The sequence below is a fragment of the Lacimicrobium alkaliphilum genome (assembly GCF_002591895.1).
GTDB lineage: Bacteria > Pseudomonadota > Gammaproteobacteria > Enterobacterales > Alteromonadaceae > Lacimicrobium > Lacimicrobium alkaliphilum.
On record NZ_NISX01000012.1, the window covers coordinates 70,551 to 89,824 of the forward strand.

The following is a 19,274-nucleotide window of genomic DNA, read 5'->3' on the forward strand; positions in this document are numbered from 1 at the left end:
ACTGGCGAACAGGGACGTTCTCCAGAGGCCGCCAGTTTTACATGGATGTTACCTAAGGCCGGTGCGCTCAGTAAGCCTGCTTTGGAAACGGAATCAGAAGCTGTCCTGAGCGAAGGACTTTTAGGTTACCTTTGTGTCCTTACAAAGGTAACTGGCTCGAAGGGACGAGAGACATTGAAGACAGGGAAGTCGATGTCTCGTTTAACTCAATTTGCAATAGTCAGATATCTTTAGCTGACGGTCATTAAGGCATGGTCGCCGGGCAATAATGACGCAAAAAATCCTGATGACTGGGTAATTGCTCCACCATGCGTTTCGACTGAGTGCGGATCTGGTTGAGAAAATGCGCCAGTTCCTCATCGCTCATCTGATCAACAATGGGATGGTATTGTTGTGGCATGATGCCCTGACCTAACATCACTTGCGTCCAGGAGTTTTCACCAAACAATTCATTGGGCACTTTAAACACTTTGCCGGTTTCCCTGAACAGCTCAATGCGGTGGGCCAGAGAATCCGGAATATCCATGCCGGCACAATGACGCCAAAAGGCAGAGTCACGGCGATTGGTGACGTGGTAGTGGAGTATGATGAAGTCGCGGATATTTTCCACTTCGGAAAACATCTGGCTGTTAAATTCATCAATATCGCTCTGCACAATGCCGGAGTGAGGAAACATCTGCATCAGGCGCACAAGGCCCCGCTGAATAAGATGAATGCTGGTGGACTCCAGCGGCTCTATAAAACCGCTGGCCAGTCCCAGCGCCACACAGTTTTTATTCCAGTGCAAACGGCGCTGGCCGGTTCTGAAACGAATCTGGCGTGGCTCGGTGATAGGTTCACCTTCGAGATTCTGTAACAGGGTCTTCTCTGCCTGCTCATCGCTCATATAGCGGCTGCAGTAGACCAGACCGTTGCCGGTACGATGCTGCAGCGGGATGCGCCATTGCCAGCCTGATTCGCGGGCAATGGAACGGGTATAAGGGATGGGTGGTTGGGTGTTTTCGGTCTGCACCGCCAGCGCTGAATCGCAGGGCAGCCAATGGGTCCAGTCCAGATAGCCCGTGTGCAGGGTTTGCTCGATCAGCAGCCCACGGAACCCGGTGCAATCAATAAAGAGATCGCCTTCGAGCTGTTCACCGCTTTCAAGTATCAGCCGGTCGATCATGCCGGTCTGATTGCAGCACTGCACTTCACTGATCTTACCTTCAACCCGGCGGGTACCGTGCTTTTCTGCCATTTTGCGCAGAAACTGCGCATAGAGTCCGGCATCAAAATGGTAGGCATAGTTCAGTCCCAATTTGGGCTGCACGGCAAATTTCCCAGCCAGTGAGGCCAACAGCTCAGGACAGTAGTCGCCGTAATCTGATGCAATGCCCTGTTGTTTTCCTTTCAGCCAGAAATGCTGGAAGCCTGCGGCCCAGCAATCCTGGCCTGTGGTGCCAAAAGAGTGAATATAGTCTTCATTGACGTCGCGCCAGTTTTCGAAGCTGATTCCCAGTTTAAAGGTGGCCTGGGTAGCCACCATAAAATCCTGCTCTTTGATTTCCAGCAATTTATGCAGGGTCAACAGGGGAGGGATGGTCGCTTCACCAACGCCGACGGTGGCGATCTGATCAGATTCCACCAGGCATATTTCCAGGTTCTTACCCAATAGTTTTGAGATGGCCGCAGCAGCCATCCAACCGGCTGTGCCACCCCCTGCGATTATGACTTTTTTTACCCTGTTCAACGTTAATCTCTCTTATAGCAGTATCAATAAATTAGCGGCCGAATTTGTTCAGCAGCATGGTTCTGAGTCGCTGTGCCGCACCGGCATCAATCGGAGTGTGCGGGCCCAACCGCTGTTTTGGGAGGTGCTCGCTGTCCTGTTGCTCATGGTTAAACACATAGTGATCCAGCAGGTGTTTCCAGCCTTCACGCTGGCGCTTCGGTAGCTCCTTCAGGCTCATCATGGCATGTAACAGCACATCTATGGGGGCACCAAGGTATGCTGGCGTGTTGCGCCACCAATAGTTGACCAGTGTGTTGACCCGTTCCCGGCCATCGATGGCATGCCACCACATACTGGGAATAAATAACCCATCACCAGGCTCAAGTTCGGCTGTCAGCGCCTGTTCGAGTGCCAGCCTGAATTTCGGAAAACGAGCATAATCAGGCGCTTTCAGATCAACCATACTGATAGGCTGGCCGCCCGGATTAAAATCCAGTGGGCCAATGTAAAGGTTGTCGATTTGCTCAGGAGGAAAAAGCGTCACATGACGGCGCCCGCTAATACAACAGGCCAGATTATCAGGAAAATCAAAGTGTGCAGCAACGCGACTGGGGTTACCCATCCACAGGCTTACAAGCGGCGTCATATGCTGATAAGGGGTCGACACATCCAGGCAATTAGCATCAGTAAAACCGCTAAACCACTTATCCAATAAGGTTGACCCCAGATATAACCCACCACTTGCATCGTCTTTATAGCCAAGCAACTGCTCGGCAAACGCCGAAAAAGGCAGTTGTTGCGCTTCGAAGTTAAAGCCAGTCAGGGCTTCGTTATAAAAGATCCGTCCTGTCGACCCTGCCGGATAGCGATAGGTTGTCACTGGCAGGCCCTGATCAAACTGTGCTAAATAGCTGACAAGAGCCTGATCCGAGGTTTTGCCAGCGGTAACCGCCGGCCAGTGCTGACACAGCCCTTTGATATGCACAGGCTGCTCTGATGAGCTTAGCAACTCATCGAGTTCTGTCATTGATTTGATGGTAAGGCTGTTCAGCGGGCGCATTGCTGGTCCTGTCAGCCTTGTTCAAGCCGTTGATTTTTACGGGCGATCAGGCTTTTGAGGTGAGAATGGGAAGCCAGAATCATATACAGTGCCTGCAAATAGCCTTTTTCGTGCAACATCTGTAACTGAGCCCCCGACAGTTGTGCCAGCTTATCCTCGTTGATGGTGTAAAAACCCAGCAACTGATGCTGACTGCCATTGTTCAGCTCTACATCCAGGCTGAATGACTCAATCAGGGTCAGCTCGTTGAGCATGCCAAGAAAAGATTTGTTTTCCTGCAAACCCAGGTGAGTGGCTTCCAGCAGGGCCGAAATACGCTGAAGGTATTCGGTGGGACTGCCGAACTGATTAAACAGGGCCTCACCTTCTTCTTCATTGACTCTGGGATTGTCCATATCAATATGCACCATCCGTTCCTGTTCGCCCCCCTTGTTCTGCAGACCGATTAAGAAAGGCAGACGCTCAATGAGTACGGGGATATGGGGGGCATCCCAGCCCTGGTCAGTCAGAAACAGGTTCTCACCCTGCTCAAAGCCTAACAGGGCAACGCACTGAAATTCACCACTTTGTGGGTCTTTCTGGAAAAACACAGGGTAGTGCGCCTGGATGGTGCGCAGTTCTTCGACAAAGGTGACGGCAAACATCAGATTATCACCCAGTTCGGCGCTGCGCTGGGTACGAACACGGATGTTCCGATGTTGTTCACTATTGAGTAATACGTGTTGGCTCATGGATGCTCCGAAACAATTACAGGTGGCGAAGCCCCTGTTGTTTTATGTCATTAATCAGGGCTCTGTTGCTAGGCAGAGCCTGAGTCATTCTCTGGATCTTGTGCTGATTCTCCTGCAGCAGTTGTTCGGCCTGGTCAGCCTGTTGTGCCTGCCTGCGCAGTGGTGCGAAGTCTGTTGCGCCCTGCATACCATAGTAGACGTACTGAAAGCTCGCTGCAGGGAACAATTCTTCAGCCAGGGGCTTGTCATAGACAGAGGGCGACTGGTGCTGCCATAGCATCAGTTTCTGCTTCAGGGAGTCGCTAAGGTTTTCGCGGTTATCACGCCAGTATGCGCTATCTTGCCGCTGCGACAGACAATAATGCAGCTTAAGAAATTCAACGATGCCCTGCCAGTGGTATAAAAAACGCTGATTAAAGCGCTCACTGACAACGGGCATCTGTTGCTCAAGGGCGTTCAAATTATCACTGATAAAGCGTGCTGACATCTCGATTAACGCCAGCGCCGACGCCTCCAGAGGTTCTATAAAACCGGCACTGAGGCCAACTGCTACGGCGTTCTGTTTCCAGAATTGCTGGCGATACCCGGAATTGAACCTCAATTCACGGAGTTCCGCCTCGCTGGCGGCCTGTTCGCCTATATCTTTGGCAACATAGTCGCGTAAGCGTTTTTCAGCCTCAGCCTGTGACTCATAGGCACTGGCATACACGTGGCCAACACCCCGGCGTGAAGACAGGCCGATATCCCAGATCCAGCCATTTCGCTGCGCGGTTGAAAGCGTGCAGGACTGGATGGGTGACTGTTCGCTCTGATAAGGCAGTTGCAGCACCAGCGCCCGGTCATTAAACAGCACATCCTGCACACTGTGCATGGGTATCTGATAATGCTTACCTACCAGCAGAGCGCTAAAGCCACTGCAATCAATAAAGAGGTCCGCTTCCAGCAGACCATGCTTTTCTGTACTAACCGCTTTGATGGGACTCTGTTGTTTGTCGCAATGTTCAGGCCAGAGAATGTCTGTCACCTTATCCCGGATATGGCAAATGCCGAGCTTTTCTTTGCCATGACGCGTCAAAAGCTCAACAAATTTCGCGGCATTCAGGTGGTAGCCATAGTTAAGTATGAAGGCATATTCCGGCGTAGACACCTGTTTTGGCGCCAGTCCCCGGCGACAGATACTGGCCTGCGGCGTTGCAGCGCTGGCAAAATCAATGTCTTTACGGTGTTGCTGCCAGAAGCGGCTGAATTCCAGTTGCTGATAACCCGCTGGCAGGCTGAAGGGATGATAGTAGTGTTCGCTACCATCGGCGCTACACCAGTTATGAAACAAGGAGCCCTGTTTAAAGCTGGCGTCACATTCCCGGATCAGATCGGTTTCCGACAGGCCAATACGCTCTAACGTTGTGCGCATGGAGGGCCAGGTACCCTCACCCACACCGACGGTTTTAATATCGGGGGATTCGATCAGGGTGATATCCAGGTTGCCCTGCTCGCGGGTGTCATGATCCGCAGCCAGCAGGTTAGCAGTTAACCAGCCTGCTGTACCTCCACCGATCACTACAACGCGAATTTTACTATTATGCATAGTGACAACTTACCCGCTTTTGCGCCGGGGTCAATACGACCTGAAGCCTTTACTGTTAAAAATCCAAATCAGATTAAATTACTCAGACCGGAATAGGTTAATCTGATGGATTTTGCTGTAAGAGAATAAAAGAGCCGCAAAAGCGGCTCTAGCTTAACGGACGCTGGCTATCAGAACTTGTAGCGCGCGCCGATGTTATAACGCGGGCCTGTCTGGGTTACATTCAGCACCTGCTCTTCAGCACGGCCGTGTGAACGACCATACTCGTCGGTGATGTTAATCGCCTCGACAAAGACCGTCAGGTTTTCATTCACCTCATAGCTGGCATTCATATCCCACTGGCCATATTCCTCAACATAAGCAGGATGTGCGCCTGTGGCCTGACCGGTAGCAGACAGGAACTTGTCACGCCAGTTATAGGCCAGACGAATCTGGAAGCCATCTTTGTCGTAGAAACCAATCAGGTTAGCCGAATCACTCAAGCCTATCAGGGCAAACTGCTGCTCAAGGCTGAAGTCATCGTAGCTGATATCACCGTCAACAATAGTCGCGTTGGCAATGATGCCGTAGCCGCTGTCACCAAACAGGTGCTGAACGGCCACTTCCCAACCATCCAGTTCCGCTTCTTTGTCATTGACCGGAATGGTGATATCAAAGTTTGCCGGCGCGTCATCACCTTCGATACCCAGAATCATGTCACCGTCCACGGAATCCGGATAGTTCTCGATGATGTAATCACGAATCAGATTAGCATCCATACTGCCTGTTGCCTCTACGGCTTCAGCGTAGCGCGAGCCCTGAGCCGGGTGTGGCAGGTTATACACTGGTTCTTCAACAATAGAGGTACCGATAAAGTTCTTCACGTCTTTACGGTAATAACCAATTGACGCATAGCTGCCCTCATCGTAGTACCACTCCAGTGACAGGTCGTAGTTATTTGACTCAAGGGGTAACAGTTCAGGGTTACCGCGGGAGCCCGTACCACCATCGATACGAAGCAACTGGTTAACGGTCAGGCCACCCTGGATATCACCATAGCTGGGACGGCCAATGGTTTTGCTGTAAGAGAACCTGGCTTTTATATCCATGCTAAGCTCAACATCAAAGTTCAGGTTGGGCAGGTAATAATCATAATCACCTTTGAGATCCGTGAACTCCTGTTCGCCATTACCAATCAGTGTAAACTCATTGGCAGCTACCCAGCCAATGTTGGTGTAGGTCGGTACCAGCGCCTGAGAAGCCACATCGGTTTTCTCATAGCGAATACCGGCAGAGAGGTTGGCGGGCATGTCGCCGATATCAAACATCATATTAGCCTGGAAATAGGCGTAGGTATTCTCTTCCTGAGTCCGTCTGTCGGTAGTGTAATCAGAAGACGGGCAGAAGCCGTTGCCACAGTCGCCGGCACCGGCAACAGGATAAAGTTCGGCTGCACGGGCTCTGACGCTCTCAAAGTCAAACACGGCAAATTCATTCTGCAGATTCGGGCTACCACTGCCGGGAAGATCAAACCTGTCGGCAACGGACGAAATTGGCCAGAATGAACTGTCGAAATCACCGGCTTCGCCAACACCACCCCAGGTATCACGCTGAACGTTAGAAAAGGCAGAGCGGTTGTCGACGTCTGTGCTGCCCACTCCGAAATCAATGCTGCTGAGGACGCCTTCGTCAAAGGTATAACGGCCCTTGATCTGGTACTGATCGATTTCACTGCGCATATAGCTGTTTCTGAACGAGCTGCCGGCAATGCGAATGTCCTGTGGATCCAAAGCGGAATAACCCTCAGGATAGACGATTTCCAGTACCGGGAAGTCCTGATCAAAGTGACCAATGCTCTCGGCACGGACAAAGGCCGCTACACCAAATGCATTGTTGCTGCCCCAGGGGCTGTCGGGACCGGATTCGGCAGAAGAGCTATGGGCATCAAGTTCCAATTCCAGATTGTCAGTGGCCTGCCACTCAAGATTAAAGCCAAGAGACTTGTTTTCATTGGCAGAGGCAAATTTGCCCGCGCCCATGGCAAGATCGGAAAGCCCCGGCGTTTGCTCGGCGTAAACCAGCGGCGAGGCTATGGGGCCATCGGTCCACTCACCTGTGGAAGGACCGAAGTTAAACCAGCCAGACAGATCCCGGAATTGGGTCGCCACCTCATTTTTTGAATAGGTATAATCCAGGGTAGCGGTCACATCGTCGACAGGGCGGTATTGCAGCACCAGCTGACCGTTAGTACGGGTGCGCTCAACCTCATTAAAGGCATAACCCAAACTCTGAGGTACAGAGTAAATAGAGTCTTCACTGGGGCGGTTTATATGACCTGAATCCGGTCCGTCAGGGATACCACCCCACTCGGCAGTACCTGCACCCCAGTCCTGGTCAGCGACACCGGAAAATGAATGCCAGCCACCTGTGTTGGCTTGCTGATTGCCGCTTTCGCGCTTCTGGTAGCTACCGCTGACAGACACACCGAAAGTATCGTCAGCAAAGGTATTGCTGTACAGACCGGAAAGCTCCGGTGTCAGTGCGCTGCCGTCTTCGCTGGAGGTGTCATGTACACCTTTGACGCCGAAGGTGGCCTGCATACCCGGCGCATTCAGCGGACGGGTGGTTAATATGTTGATGGTTGAACCAATACCGCCAGTGGAGATATCCGCACGTCCGGTTTTATAGACTTCAACTGCTGAAACACCCTCGGAGGCGAGGTTACCGAAATCAAAAGAGCGTGACGATGATGCCGTTGTGGCCTCGATAGAGGAGGTGGGCATCTGGCGTCCGTTCAGGGTCACCAGATTATAATCCGGACCAAAGCCGCGAACGGTTACCCGGGCACCTTCACCATTCTGACGATCAATAGATACGCCGGTGATACGCTGAAGTGATTCCGCAAGGTTAGTATCCGGGAACTTGCCGATGTCTTCGGCTGAGATGGCGTCAACAACACCGGTACCCTCACGTTTGACATCCATTGCCCGGATCAGGCTGCTACGGATACCCGATACCTCGATGACCTCAACAGGCCCGTTATCGGCCGTTGTGTCGTTGTTGCTGTCTTGTGCATAAGCCGCGCTCATGCCAGTACCCAGTATTACCGACAGGCAACTGGCCAGTTGTGTTCTTTTAAATCTGTTTTGCTTCATGTGTCCCTCCGACGTATAACATCGTGCTCTTTGGTGTTTTTTGTAAGCGCTTACAATTGTATATCAAAAAAACATCTATACCTTGTTAGCCTGATTATCCGTTATGTAGCTGGTGTAAAAATTTAGCTACAAGAATTTGTTCTGAGTTAACAAATTTTCAGCCCATGTAGATAAGGGCTTATTCCCTGACACTTTATCTGCAACTAATTGTTCTAATTGCATTTACTCAGTACTAAGCGCAATTTCTGAACAACTCTAAATCCATTAGAATTAAAATGTAAGCGCTTTCATGCAAAATTAGCGTCTTTTGTTTTGTAATGCAAGTGTTTTTAATATGTTAATGAGATGGGCTTTTGGGTGGGGGGCTTACGAAGTGGCTCAGAGGTTGTAACAGAGCCTTAAGGTTAGTTTGATCCAGCGTGGTACCGGTATCGGATAGCCGGTCGGACAATATGGCTTTTGCCAGGTGACTTTTGTGCTGCTGTAAGTGCTGTATCTTTTCCTCGATAGAGCCTTCGATAATAAGCTTGTAAACAAATACCGGCTTGTTCTGGCCAATGCGGTGAATACGATCTGTTGCCTGATTTTCCACTGCCGGATTCCACCAGGGATCATAATGAATCACCGTATCGGCTTCAGTAAGATTGAGTCCGGTGCCACCCGCTTTCAGGCTGATCAGAAAAAGGGGTACTTCGCCGTCTTTAAAGCTGTTGATGATGGCTTCACGGTTGCGAGTGGCACCGGTTAGTGTGACGTACGGAATTTCTGCCTGCTTCAGGGCGGGTTCTATCAGCGCAAGCATGGAAGTAAATTGCGAAAAGACCAGTATCCGTCGCCCGTCTTCAATCAGCTCAGGAAGCATCTGCATGAGCACATCCAGTTTGGCCGACTGAGTGATATTTTTGCACATATTCCCGGGTAGCAACTGCGGATGGCAGCAAACCTGGCGCAGTTTGAGCATGGCATCGAGGATCTCAATCTGACTTTTGGCCAGTCCCTTGGCGGCAATCACTTGTCGTAATTTGTCATCTACCGCCAGACGCACATTTTCATAGAGTTGTGCCTGCTTTCCTTGAATCTTTATTGGTCGCAGAATCTCGGTCTTGGCGGGCAATTCTCTTGCAATTCTGTCTTTTGTGCGGCGCAGAATAAACGGAGCAATGCGCTCATTCAGCAACTGCAGGCGCTGCCTGTCGTGCTTTTTTTCAATCGGGTTTCTGAACAGGTGGTTGAACTGCTGCTGATTGCCCAGCAAGCCCGGTAGCAGGAAGTTGAATTGTGACCACAGCTCACCGAGATGGTTTTCAATCGGTGTGCCCGTCAGGCACAGCTTGTGAGTGGCTCTGAGGTTAAGTAATTCAGCGTAGAGTTTGGTCTTGGGATTTTTTATATACTGGGCTTCGTCCAGGATCAGGTAGTGAAAGGTTGTCTCCTGATAATGAGCTATATCTTTGGGTAGCAGGGCATAACTGGTGATTAGCAAATCCAGCCCTGTGACATCCTGTAAAAGTGATTGGCGCTGATTCCCGTAAATTACCCGGGTTTTCAGGTTTGGTGCAAAGCGTTTTGCCTCTGCCTGCCAGTTAAAAATGACACTGGTGGGCGCCAGTACCAACGCCGGGGTGGTTAATCTGCGCTGTTGTTTCTCGATACAGAGGTTGGCCAGCGCCTGAAGTGTTTTTCCCAGACCCATATCATCGGCAAGAATACCGGCGAGTTCATACTCGCGTAAAAACTGTATCCAGTTCAGGCCATTTTGCTGATATTCACGTAACTCCGTGTGCAGCGTATCCGGGCAGGGTACTGGCTGTATGCCATCAAAATGGCGTAAGCGTTCAGCCATATTACGTAACTTCCCTTCACCGCCACTGGTAATCCCCTGATTGTTTAATATGCCGAGGGCGTGATGACTGACATGTTTTGAGAGTTTAAGGCTGCCGTCTTTGTTGAGTCTTCCCGGCATAAAAAGCTCTATAAACTGGTCTATGAGTGGCTTAACGGTTTTCAGGGCCAGCGGCAGGCACTGTCCGGGCTGCAGTTCTACATAGACAATTTTTTCTTCATATTCCCTGTTCTGGCTTTCATTCTGTTGCCAGTGGTCAGCCGGAAGTTGCTCAATAGCGCTGTGCAATATGGGAAATAAGGGCATCTTATGGCCATCGACATCGATATTCATTGCCAGTGACAGATAGTCATTATCCTGCTGTTCAAACTCGGCTTCGATATGCCCGTCAGATTCAAGTAATTGAAAATGAAAATCAGGGGAAAACTCAATTTTCCAGCCCTCAGATTCAAGTTCCGGCACCAGTTGATGGAGTATCGGATACCATTGTTGTTTTTTTAATCTGAGTTCGAAATCCGGCGCTCTCCAATGTTGCTGATACGCTGCCACTGGCTTAAACCCTGCCTCGGTAAGCCGTTCTATGGCCTGTTGTTCAAAGGCCTGGTGTCGATACAGAATCTCGCCGTTATCACCTGTGAGCTGGTTGTCCTGGCTATGGGGGCTGATACCTTTACCCTGATAATCAAAGCTGAGAAGGGCTCTGGATGAATCCGGATTATTCGGTGGTGAGACAAAACTGAGCCTGGGCACAGGCGCTTCCGGCCGGGTCGCCCTGATGCCTTGTGGCAGCGGGAGCTGTGTTTCAGTATTCAGCAGTTGTTCAACCTGAGGCCAGATATGAGAGAGCTGTTCGCCGGACATGGGCGGTGCCGCTAACAGTGTTTTTACCTTGCCTGGCGGCAGGGTAAATTCCAGTTGTCCGAGTTGCATCTGCTCTGTATCCACATAGGCCAGAGGCAGACATTGCAATACCTGAGCAGACGGAGTGCCGTCGATTGTTACTTTGAGGGCGTAGCAATGATCTTTATGTTGCCATCCCAGACGGGCTTGTTTGTTTTTATGTAGCGTCAGGGGCGGGTTGTTGATGTTTTGCCAGTAGCAACGACCCGTGGCAATCAGTTTCTCCAGCAAAGCATAAGATTCCACCATATCGAAGGGGGTCTTGTTGGCCAGCAGATCGGCACACAGGTGCCGGTCCTGCTCGCTCAGTGATGAGGCGCGCAGGAAATGCTCTGAGATGTATTGTCCGCGCAGACTCTTACTGAGCTGGCCTGATTTGAGTCGGCGGCTGCTCTTTACACTGACCTGCACCCCTTTGAGCTCTCCGGCTTGCTTATTGTCGAGGAAAAACAGCAATATTTCCTCATTTTCAGTCGGCTTTTTCTGCGGTGTTTCAAACTGTTGCAACCAACGGCTGATATCCCGCTCCGATGCACCCTTGCTTTGCTGCCGTTGGGCCAGCAGTGCATGCACCATGGCCGCAGTATGCTTGCAAAAACCACCTACCGGGCAGCTGCAGTCTGACAGGATATCCTTCATGCCCCAGTCCAGAAAACTGTCATAACTGCCGGCACCGCGCTCACTCTCGATTTCACCGCTAAGCATATGTAATTCTTCATCGTACGTGATGTCCAGCACGAAACCGGCCTGATACATACGGTGGCCTTTCTCCCAGTCACGCTGGTGGAACACACTCTGAAGCTGCTTAATGGAATGCATGAAAATTATTTGGTGGTATGGCTGCTAAAATTTAAGGGGCTAATGATGGCATAGGGGCAGGGATGCTAAAACCTGAATTTTATTAGTATTGCCCGGGTGACCTGGTATTACTCTTCCTTTTCACGTAAATGGTGTTTGTACCACAGACGCTCGAGCTCTCCTTTATCCTGCAATTGACTAAACAGCCTGTTCAGCCAACCGGCGCTGAGGGGAGCATCTTTTCTGAGCAGCGCGCCATGTTCATAGGTCTGATCAAACTCTTCCGAAATCAGCAGTTTTTCGCGCATTCCCGGATGTTGGTGCAGGTAGTTGTTCAGAAAAGACAGCGCCACTATGCCCATATCGGCTCTCTGTTCGGCAATCAGGTTAATGATTTTTTCCTGATTATCCAGCAGGTGGATAGAAAAGTTGTTGGTTAAATAGTCCGGATCTGAATTCAGTGCCGCAAAACCATAATGATAACCCAGTACGCCAAGCAGACTTTTCTTACCGATGGTTTTGAAATAGCTCTGATCTCTATCCGGCATCGCATAGGCTATCCACACTTCACCGCCAGAGAAAAAAGGCTCAGTGGCAACCACATCGTGGTTCTGCCAGCCCCATTCGGCGCTTTCGAACAGCATCAGATCGAACAGGCCGGCTTCGAAGTCCTGGTAGCGACGCCTTGATGTCGTATTAACCAGCTCAAACTCGAATTCCTGCTGAGCCTGGTTGAGCAGCCTGATGATATCAGGTGTGACGCCGCTATGGCCTTCGGCTGATGCAATGTAAAACGGAGGGTAGTCGTACACACCCACGCTGATTTTTTGCGCAGCCAGCACAGAAAATGGCAGCCATAGCCAAAGGGCCAGGGTCGTTAACTTACTCGCCGATATCTTCAAACCATAAATCCGGGTTACGTTGAATAAACTCTTCCATCAATGCGATACAGGTTTTGTCCTGCACGACCTGCAATTTGACGCCTCTGGACTGCAAAAGTTCTTCCTCACCCATAAAGGTCTGATTCTCGCCTATTACTATTTTTGGAATGCCATACAACAAGATGGCACCACTGCACATGCTGCAGGGTGACAAGGTCGTATAAAGAATCGATTCCCGGTAGACACTGGCCGGATGACGACCGGCCTGCTCCAGAGCATCCATCTCGCCATGGAGTATGGCGCTGCCCTGTTGCACCCGGCGATTATGGCCGGCTCCGAGTATTTTGCCATCGTGAACCAGTACCGAACCAATAGGAATGCCTCCTTCGGCTAACCCCAGCCTGGCCTGTTCTATTGCGGCTTCAAGAAATACATCCATACTCCAACCTCTGCACCCTATGCCCGGATTTCAGCATAAACCAGTTTCTGTTTAGTTGGAATAGTCAGCCTGATAACCAAAGGGATCATCGATAGCGTGACTCGGCCGGGTAAACCATCTGGCACCCTGTTCGGTGATATAAAAATGATCCTCAAGACGAATTCCAAACTCGCCGGGTACTACCAGCATAGGCTCGTTGCTGAAACACATGCCAGGGGCCAGCATCTGCGGATTGTCTTTGACCAGATAGGGCCATTCATGAATATCCATACCGATGCCATGGCCCGTGCGGTGGGGCAGGCCAGGTAACTGATAGTCGGGTCCCAGCCCCTGAGCTACAAGATAGTCACGGGCTGCCTTATCCACATCGCCACAGGTGGCGCCGGGGCGGGCTGCAGTAAAGGCTTCAGCCTGAGCCTGCTTCTCATACTGCCAGAATTGTCGCTGACGGGCACTGGGTTCGCCATACACATAGGTACGGGTAATATCGGACAAATAGTCATGCACCTTGCAACCGGTATCGATGAGTACCATGTCGCCACTTTTAAGAAACTGGGGATCTTTGACACCATGAGGGAATGACGTGGCCTGACCAAATAAAACAATGCAGAACCAGGAGCCGGGCGCGCCGACTTTGCGGTGGGCCTGATGGATAAAGGCTTCAACGTCTTTGGTGCTGATGCCTTCATGCAAAATACTGGCGGCAGCCTGATGCACGGCAAGGGTCATGTCCATGGCGCGCTGGATCAGGGCAAGCTCGGCGGCGGATTTGTGCATGCGACAATGGGCGGTGATAAGACTGCCATTGACTAAGTTTAAAGCGGGCGCCGCCTGGCGGATACCATCAAAGATAAAAAATGCCGTGCTTTCATCGATAGCCAGGGTGCCCGCGCTGGCTATGCCCATTTTTTGCAGAGCAGAAACAAGTAGCTGGTAAGGATTTTCATGTTCCAGCCAGGCCAGGATCTCGCCATCAAGCAGCATATGATCTTTAAGACTGCCGATTTCAAATTCCGGCGCGATATATTTCAGTGGCCCCTGTGCAGGCAGAATGGCTCCTACCATACGCTCACTGGCATACCAGTGCAGCCCGGTAAAATAGCTCAGGTTCGTTCCGGCGTTCAGATATAACGCCTCTACCCCTTGCTGTTGCATCCATGCTTGCGCTTTGGCAATACGTTGCCGGTACTCCGTAATGCCGACAGGTGACAGATCGCCGGTCATATCTTCAAGTCTGGCGAGCGCCTGTTCTGCGGTACTGCCACCAATGCCGTTGTGTTGCATAACATTCTCCTGTTGTTTTATGACATCCATAATATCACCTGTTGCCGGATTCTATGGCGCCTGTTTTGCAGATCCGTATAATGTATTTGGTATGCAATTATAAAGAGAGAGATATGGCCATTGAACATAAAACACGTACGCAACTGGTGACTGAGGCCATAAGAGAAAAGATAGTCAGCGGGCAGATCAAGGCCGGAGAGCCGCTGCGACAGGCCGCTCTGGCCGAAGAAATGCGGGTCAGCCGCATTCCTGTCAGAGAAGCCCTGATGCAACTTGAGGCTGAGGGGCTGGTTAACCTTGAAGCCCATAAAGGGGCAACGGCGGCGGAGATTTCAATTGCGCAGATCGATGAATTGTTCGAGTTGCGCGCGATGCTTGAAGCTGAGTTGCTAAAGTATTCTGTCAGTGGGCTGACGGAGCAGGACTTTGACGAGGCGGAAAATATTCTGGCACAGCTTGAGGCGGCTACTGAAGATGGTGACAGCAACAATATTACCGGACGCCTGAACAGTCAGTTTCATCAGAAACTCTATAGTCGTGCCGATCGCCCACAAACAGAAGAGTTTGTGCGTATGTTGAGCCAGAATTCAGAGCGCTATACCCGTATGTATATCATCCGTGAAGGTGAAATTGTTACCTCCTCTGAGCAACACCGCCAGTTACTTGAATTGTGTAAGGCCGGTGACAGCAAGCTGGCCTGTGATTATTTACGCCAGCATATTCTGCAGGCGATGCAGGATATTAAGTCAATGCTGAAAAAGTCAGCATAAACGGTGTCTGCAACAACTCCCCAATGCTTTTTTTGAAAAAACGCAGATCCTTTGCCTAAGTATGGCATTATTGCCATTGTACTATTGCGAGTTGGGGAGCGAAAAGTACTGATGCAGTTTTTTAAACAGCGTTACTATTCCATAGCCGAGTTTCTGATGAGGTTTGCCGCATCGGGATTATTTCCGGCCCGTTGGCTCTATAAGGTGCCCAGGCACACCCACTTACGCCCATTAGCAAAGCAGGAACTGCATCTGGAGCTGATAAGTCACTGTTGGAACTACGCGCATTTGTTTGTTTACCAGTTGGAGTCTCTGGTTCAAAACCCGCCCGCAAAATTGCAAATAACCTTCACCGGTTTTTATTGCCGGGAAGATAAGGATACGACAGCACTGGTCGACGAATACCGGAACAAAAATGTGCCCGGTATTCGCTGGAACTTTATTGCCCTGCCAAAAGAAAAATTATTGCGCCGCGCCATTGGCCGCAATATAGCAGCTAAGGCCAGCAGTGCAGATTGGGTCTGGTTTACTGATTGTGACCTGGCTTTTGCTCCGGGCAGTCTGGACAATCTGGCCAACAAGCTGCAGCAGCAAACAGAGATTCTGGTGTTTCCTGAGAAGATATGTCAGACGGCATTGTTGAAAAAAGACAATCCGATGCTCCAGGGTGCCGTTGAAGAGGTGTTCAATCATCTTGAACAGGCCGAATTCGTTGAGCGTTCATACTGCAAGGCGGCCGGAGCCTTTCAGATTGTAAGGGGCGAGATCGCCAGAGACTATGGCTACTGTGGTCAGGTAAACTGTTATCAGCAAGCACGCGAGCACTGGGCAAAGTGTTATGAAGATCGTGCCTACCGCTGGCTGCTGGGCACCCATGGAAAAGGCCTGGAACTGGATGGCATGATGCTGATCCGCCACGCTGAAAAGGGGCGTTACCGTAAGGACTCGCACATATCCGGAATTCGCAAAGCCAATCGTCAGTTACGCGACAAACTCAACACCTGAAGTAATGCTGAAAAGGCCTGCATGTATTTTAACCACCTTCAATGTCTGACGTTGCGATGGCAAGAGGTAACAGATGACTAAAGCTGATCAAATCAGGCTCACCCAATACAGTCATGGCGCCGGTTGTGGCTGTAAGATTTCACCCAAAATCCTCGACAGTATGCTGGTCTCGCAACTGGATATAAAACCGGACCCGAAACTGTTAGTGGGCAACAGTAGTAAAGATGATGCCGCCGCTTATGATTTGGGCAATGGTATGGCCGTGCTCAGCACCACCGACTTTTTTATGCCCATTTGCGACGACCCCTTCGATTTTGGCCGTATTGCCGCCACCAATGCCATCAGTGATATCTATGCCATGGGCGGCAAACCCCTGATGGCTATCGCTATTCTTGGCTGGCCGGTGAATAAGCTGGCTCCAGAGATAGCCCGGCAAGTGATTGATGGCGGTCGCCAGGCCTGTAAGGAGGCCGGTATCATGCTCGCCGGCGGCCATAGTATTGACTCTCCAGAGCCCATCTTCGGGCTGGCGGTAACCGGTCAGGTGCAGGTTGCACAATTAAAGCAGAATACTTCAGCCAGAACAGGCGATCATTTGTTTCTCACCAAACCTCTGGGGGTTGGCGTACTCACAACCGCGCAGAAGCAGGGTAAGCTAAAAGACGAGCATACATTTCTGGCCCGGGACAGTATGTGCCAGCTTAATAATATTGGTGCTGAGCTGGCTAAACTGGAGCAGGTTTCGGCGATGACTGATGTTACCGGATTTGGTCTGCTGGGGCATTTACTGGAAATCTGTGAAGGCAGTGGGGTGGCGGCCCGGATAACCTCTTCAGCCGTGCCGGCACTGCCGGCGGTAGCTGAGTATATTGCCATGGGCTGTGTGCCAGGCGGTACAGAGCGCAATTTTGCCAGTTATGGACATAAGGTGTCGTCCCTCAATTCTGAACAAAAAGCCCTGCTGTGCGATCCACAAACCAGCGGCGGCCTGTTAGTGGCGATCCGTGACGAGCAAAAATCGCTGGAGAAAGTGCATAGATTGTTTCAACAGCATCAGCTGGATTTGTCGCCCATTGGCAGTTTAGTCAGTGCCGGTCAGGAGCATCAGGTAATTGTCGGTGTCTGACATTTCCCATCAGCTGATTACGGATTATCGGCAGCTGTTTATTGAGGACCGGCCACTGGTGGATTTGCGCGCTCCGGCAGAATTCGCGAGAGGATCATTTACACAGGCAGTCAGTTTACCGCTGATGAGTGACGAAGAGCGGGCGAAAGTGGGCACCTGCTATAAATACTATGGCCAGCAGGCGGCGATTAATCTGGGGCATAAACTGGTGAGTGGGCAGCTTAAAGCCGACAGACTTGCAGCCTGGGCAGAGTTTGCCCGTGCTCATCCAAACGGAGCGCTGTTTTGCTGGCGCGGCGGTTTGCGCTCACAGATCACCCAGCAATGGCTCGCTGAAGCCGGTATTGATTATCCCCGCATAGCCGGCGGTTATAAGGCGCTGCGCCGTTTTCTTATTGATGAGCTTGAGCGGTTGATTGCCGATACACCGTTGGTGTTGCTGGCGGGTCGAACCGGTTGCGGTAAAACAGAATTATTAGTGGAATTGAAAGGCACAGTAGACCTTGAAGGTCTGGCAAACCATCGTGGTTCAAGTTTTGGGGGGCAGATTGAGCCCCAGCCGACTCAGATAGCGTTCGAGAATGACTTGTCGGTTAACCTGCTAAAGCAGAGTCAACATGCTCCTGCAGCGATTTTACTGGAAGACGAGTCGGGTCATATTGGCTCACTGATGCTGCCTCAGTCTCTGCGAGAGAAAATGGCCGCCGCCCCGGTAGTGATTCTGGAAACGCCTTTTGAGCAGCGGGTAGAGAATATTTTTGATGAATATATCCGGCAGCGGCTGGCGGAATCCATCAGGTATTTCGGTGAAAAGGGGTTTGAGCACTTCAGTCTGTATCTGAGGCAAAGTCTTTATCGGATCCGTCGCCGACTGGGAATGGAAGGTTATCAGCAATTGCAACAAATGATGGAGCAGGCGCTAGCCAGCCACCAGAAAGGTGATCCTGATGCTCACCGTGAGTGGATAACCACGTTACTCCGCCGATACTATGATCCTATGTATGACTATCAGTTGGGCAAAAAAGCCCGCCACTGTTTATATGCAGGTCAGGCATCAGAGGTTGCGGCATTCTGGCATCAGCAACTTCACATTACCCGATAGGACTGCAATCTGTAACAAATGGATCAGACTTTAGCGTCTATACTCAGCGGTTGCGGGATAAAAATAAGCCTGAATTGATCCGTCAGCCTTTAAAAATGCTATCAGAAATTGTGCTGAAAATTTGTCGAATCAAAGGAATACAGAGAACGATGTTGCGTGTTTTATTACTCAGTTTTTTACTATTCAGCACTTTTTCCCAGTCAGAGCGCCTGACGGTTGCTTTTGGTATCGATAAACCCCCCTATGTGATGGGCCAGACACGTACCGGGCTGGAGATTGATATTTTTCGTGAGGCCCTGGCCGTTAAAGGCCATGATCTGCTGGTAGTGCACCTTAGCAACAACAAGTTGCAGCGGGCGCTGGAGGCCATACCACAACTGGATGCAGTAACCACACAAAAGCCGGTGTCAGGGTCTCCCTGGCACTTCGTTGATGAGTTTACTTACTACCATAATTTTGCCCTTTCCAGACAAGCCGCCAACTTGCAGATAGAACAGGTCAGTGATCTGGTCAACTATCAGGTGATTGCATTCGAAGGGGCCAGCCAGTATCTCGGTGCGGAATTCAGGCAGTTGTTTGCCAGAGATGGCAGCCATAACCGCGACTACCGTGAAACGGCCAGTCAGCGCCGGCAAATGGCCATGTTCTGGACCGATAAAGCCGAGGTGGTGATAGCCGATAAAACCGTATTTGACTGGTATCGCCAAAGTATGGATATGCAGTTAGATACCCACGAACCCGTCTCCTACCATGACGTTTTCCCCGGAAAAACCTGGTACGGGGTGCACTTCCGGGATGCCCGGCTGGCCCGTGACTTCGAAGAAGGGCTGGCCAAAATTAAAGCCAGCGGCTTATACGATCTGCTTTATCAGAATTACACTGAATAGTGTTAGCTCAAAGGGCCT

General features: G+C 50.8%; 14 protein-coding genes. 5 read left to right on the forward strand and 9 right to left on the reverse strand.

Annotation, left to right across the window (positions count from 1 at the left end; translation table 11 throughout):
• Positions 1-244: 244 nt before the first annotated feature.
• The 9 genes from CDA54_RS12455 to CDA54_RS12495 form a co-directional block, all read right to left on the reverse strand.
• Positions 245-1,729, reverse strand: a complete 1,485-nt coding sequence (locus tag CDA54_RS12455) for a tryptophan halogenase family protein (protein WP_099035350.1) — start codon at positions 1,727-1,729, stop codon at positions 245-247.
• Positions 1,730-1,760: 31 nt separating this feature from the next.
• The gene (locus tag CDA54_RS12460) at positions 1,761-2,771 is read right to left on the reverse strand and encodes a cupin-like domain-containing protein (RefSeq protein WP_099035351.1); all 1,011 of its coding nucleotides are present in this window, start codon (positions 2,769-2,771) and stop codon (positions 1,761-1,763) included.
• An 11-nt stretch (positions 2,772-2,782) separates the two neighbouring features.
• Positions 2,783-3,502 carry a SapC family protein gene (locus tag CDA54_RS12465; RefSeq protein WP_099035352.1) on the reverse strand — a complete coding sequence of 240 codons (720 nt, stop codon included), beginning with the start codon at positions 3,500-3,502 and terminating at the stop codon, positions 2,783-2,785.
• 16 nt (positions 3,503-3,518) lie between these two features.
• Positions 3,519-5,087 (reverse strand): tryptophan halogenase family protein, encoded by a 1,569-nt coding sequence (locus tag CDA54_RS12470; protein WP_099035353.1) that lies wholly within the window; start codon positions 5,085-5,087, stop codon positions 3,519-3,521.
• A gap of 170 nt (positions 5,088-5,257) precedes the next feature.
• Positions 5,258-8,221, reverse strand: a complete 2,964-nt coding sequence (locus CDA54_RS12475) for a TonB-dependent receptor (RefSeq protein WP_099035354.1) — start codon at positions 8,219-8,221, stop codon at positions 5,258-5,260.
• A gap of 337 nt (positions 8,222-8,558) precedes the next feature.
• Positions 8,559-11,783, reverse strand: coding sequence for a DEAD/DEAH box helicase (locus tag CDA54_RS12480; RefSeq protein ID WP_099035355.1), 3,225 nt, complete (start codon positions 11,781-11,783; stop codon positions 8,559-8,561).
• A 107-nt stretch (positions 11,784-11,890) separates the two neighbouring features.
• Entirely contained in the window at positions 11,891-12,664 is a 774-nt protein-coding gene (locus tag CDA54_RS12485) for a substrate-binding periplasmic protein (protein WP_180237208.1), read from the reverse strand.
• The gene (locus CDA54_RS12490) at positions 12,645-13,082 is read right to left on the reverse strand and encodes a nucleoside deaminase (protein WP_099035357.1); all 438 of its coding nucleotides are present in this window, start codon (positions 13,080-13,082) and stop codon (positions 12,645-12,647) included. The genes CDA54_RS12485 and CDA54_RS12490 overlap by 20 nt, the downstream gene beginning before the upstream one ends.
• A gap of 51 nt (positions 13,083-13,133) precedes the next feature.
• On the reverse strand, positions 13,134-14,366 hold the full coding sequence (locus tag CDA54_RS12495) for a M24 family metallopeptidase (RefSeq protein ID WP_099035402.1): 1,233 nt from the start codon (positions 14,364-14,366) through the stop codon (positions 13,134-13,136).
• 113 nt (positions 14,367-14,479) lie between these two features.
• On the opposite strand from CDA54_RS12495, the gene CDA54_RS12500 reads away from it, so the two are divergent.
• The 5 genes from CDA54_RS12500 to CDA54_RS12520 all read left to right on the forward strand — a co-directional run bounded on the left by CDA54_RS12500 (position 14,480) and on the right by CDA54_RS12520 (position 19,256).
• Complete coding sequence (locus tag CDA54_RS12500; RefSeq protein WP_099035403.1) at positions 14,480-15,136, forward strand: GntR family transcriptional regulator; 657 nt, start codon at positions 14,480-14,482, stop codon at positions 15,134-15,136.
• A gap of 111 nt (positions 15,137-15,247) precedes the next feature.
• A complete protein-coding gene (locus tag CDA54_RS12505; RefSeq protein WP_099035404.1) occupies positions 15,248-16,141 on the forward strand; it encodes a glycosyltransferase family A protein in 894 nt (297 codons plus the stop codon).
• A 73-nt stretch (positions 16,142-16,214) separates the two neighbouring features.
• Complete coding sequence (gene selD / locus CDA54_RS12510; RefSeq protein WP_099035358.1) at positions 16,215-17,267, forward strand: selenide, water dikinase SelD; 1,053 nt, start codon at positions 16,215-16,217, stop codon at positions 17,265-17,267.
• Position 17,268: 1 nt separating this feature from the next.
• A complete protein-coding gene (gene mnmH, locus CDA54_RS12515) occupies positions 17,269-18,369 on the forward strand; it encodes a tRNA 2-selenouridine(34) synthase MnmH (protein ID WP_373286096.1) in 1,101 nt (366 codons plus the stop codon).
• Between the two features lie 149 nt (positions 18,370-18,518).
• Entirely contained in the window at positions 18,519-19,256 is a 738-nt protein-coding gene (locus tag CDA54_RS12520; protein ID WP_180237210.1) for a substrate-binding periplasmic protein, read from the forward strand.
• Positions 19,257-19,274 lie beyond the last annotated feature (18 nt).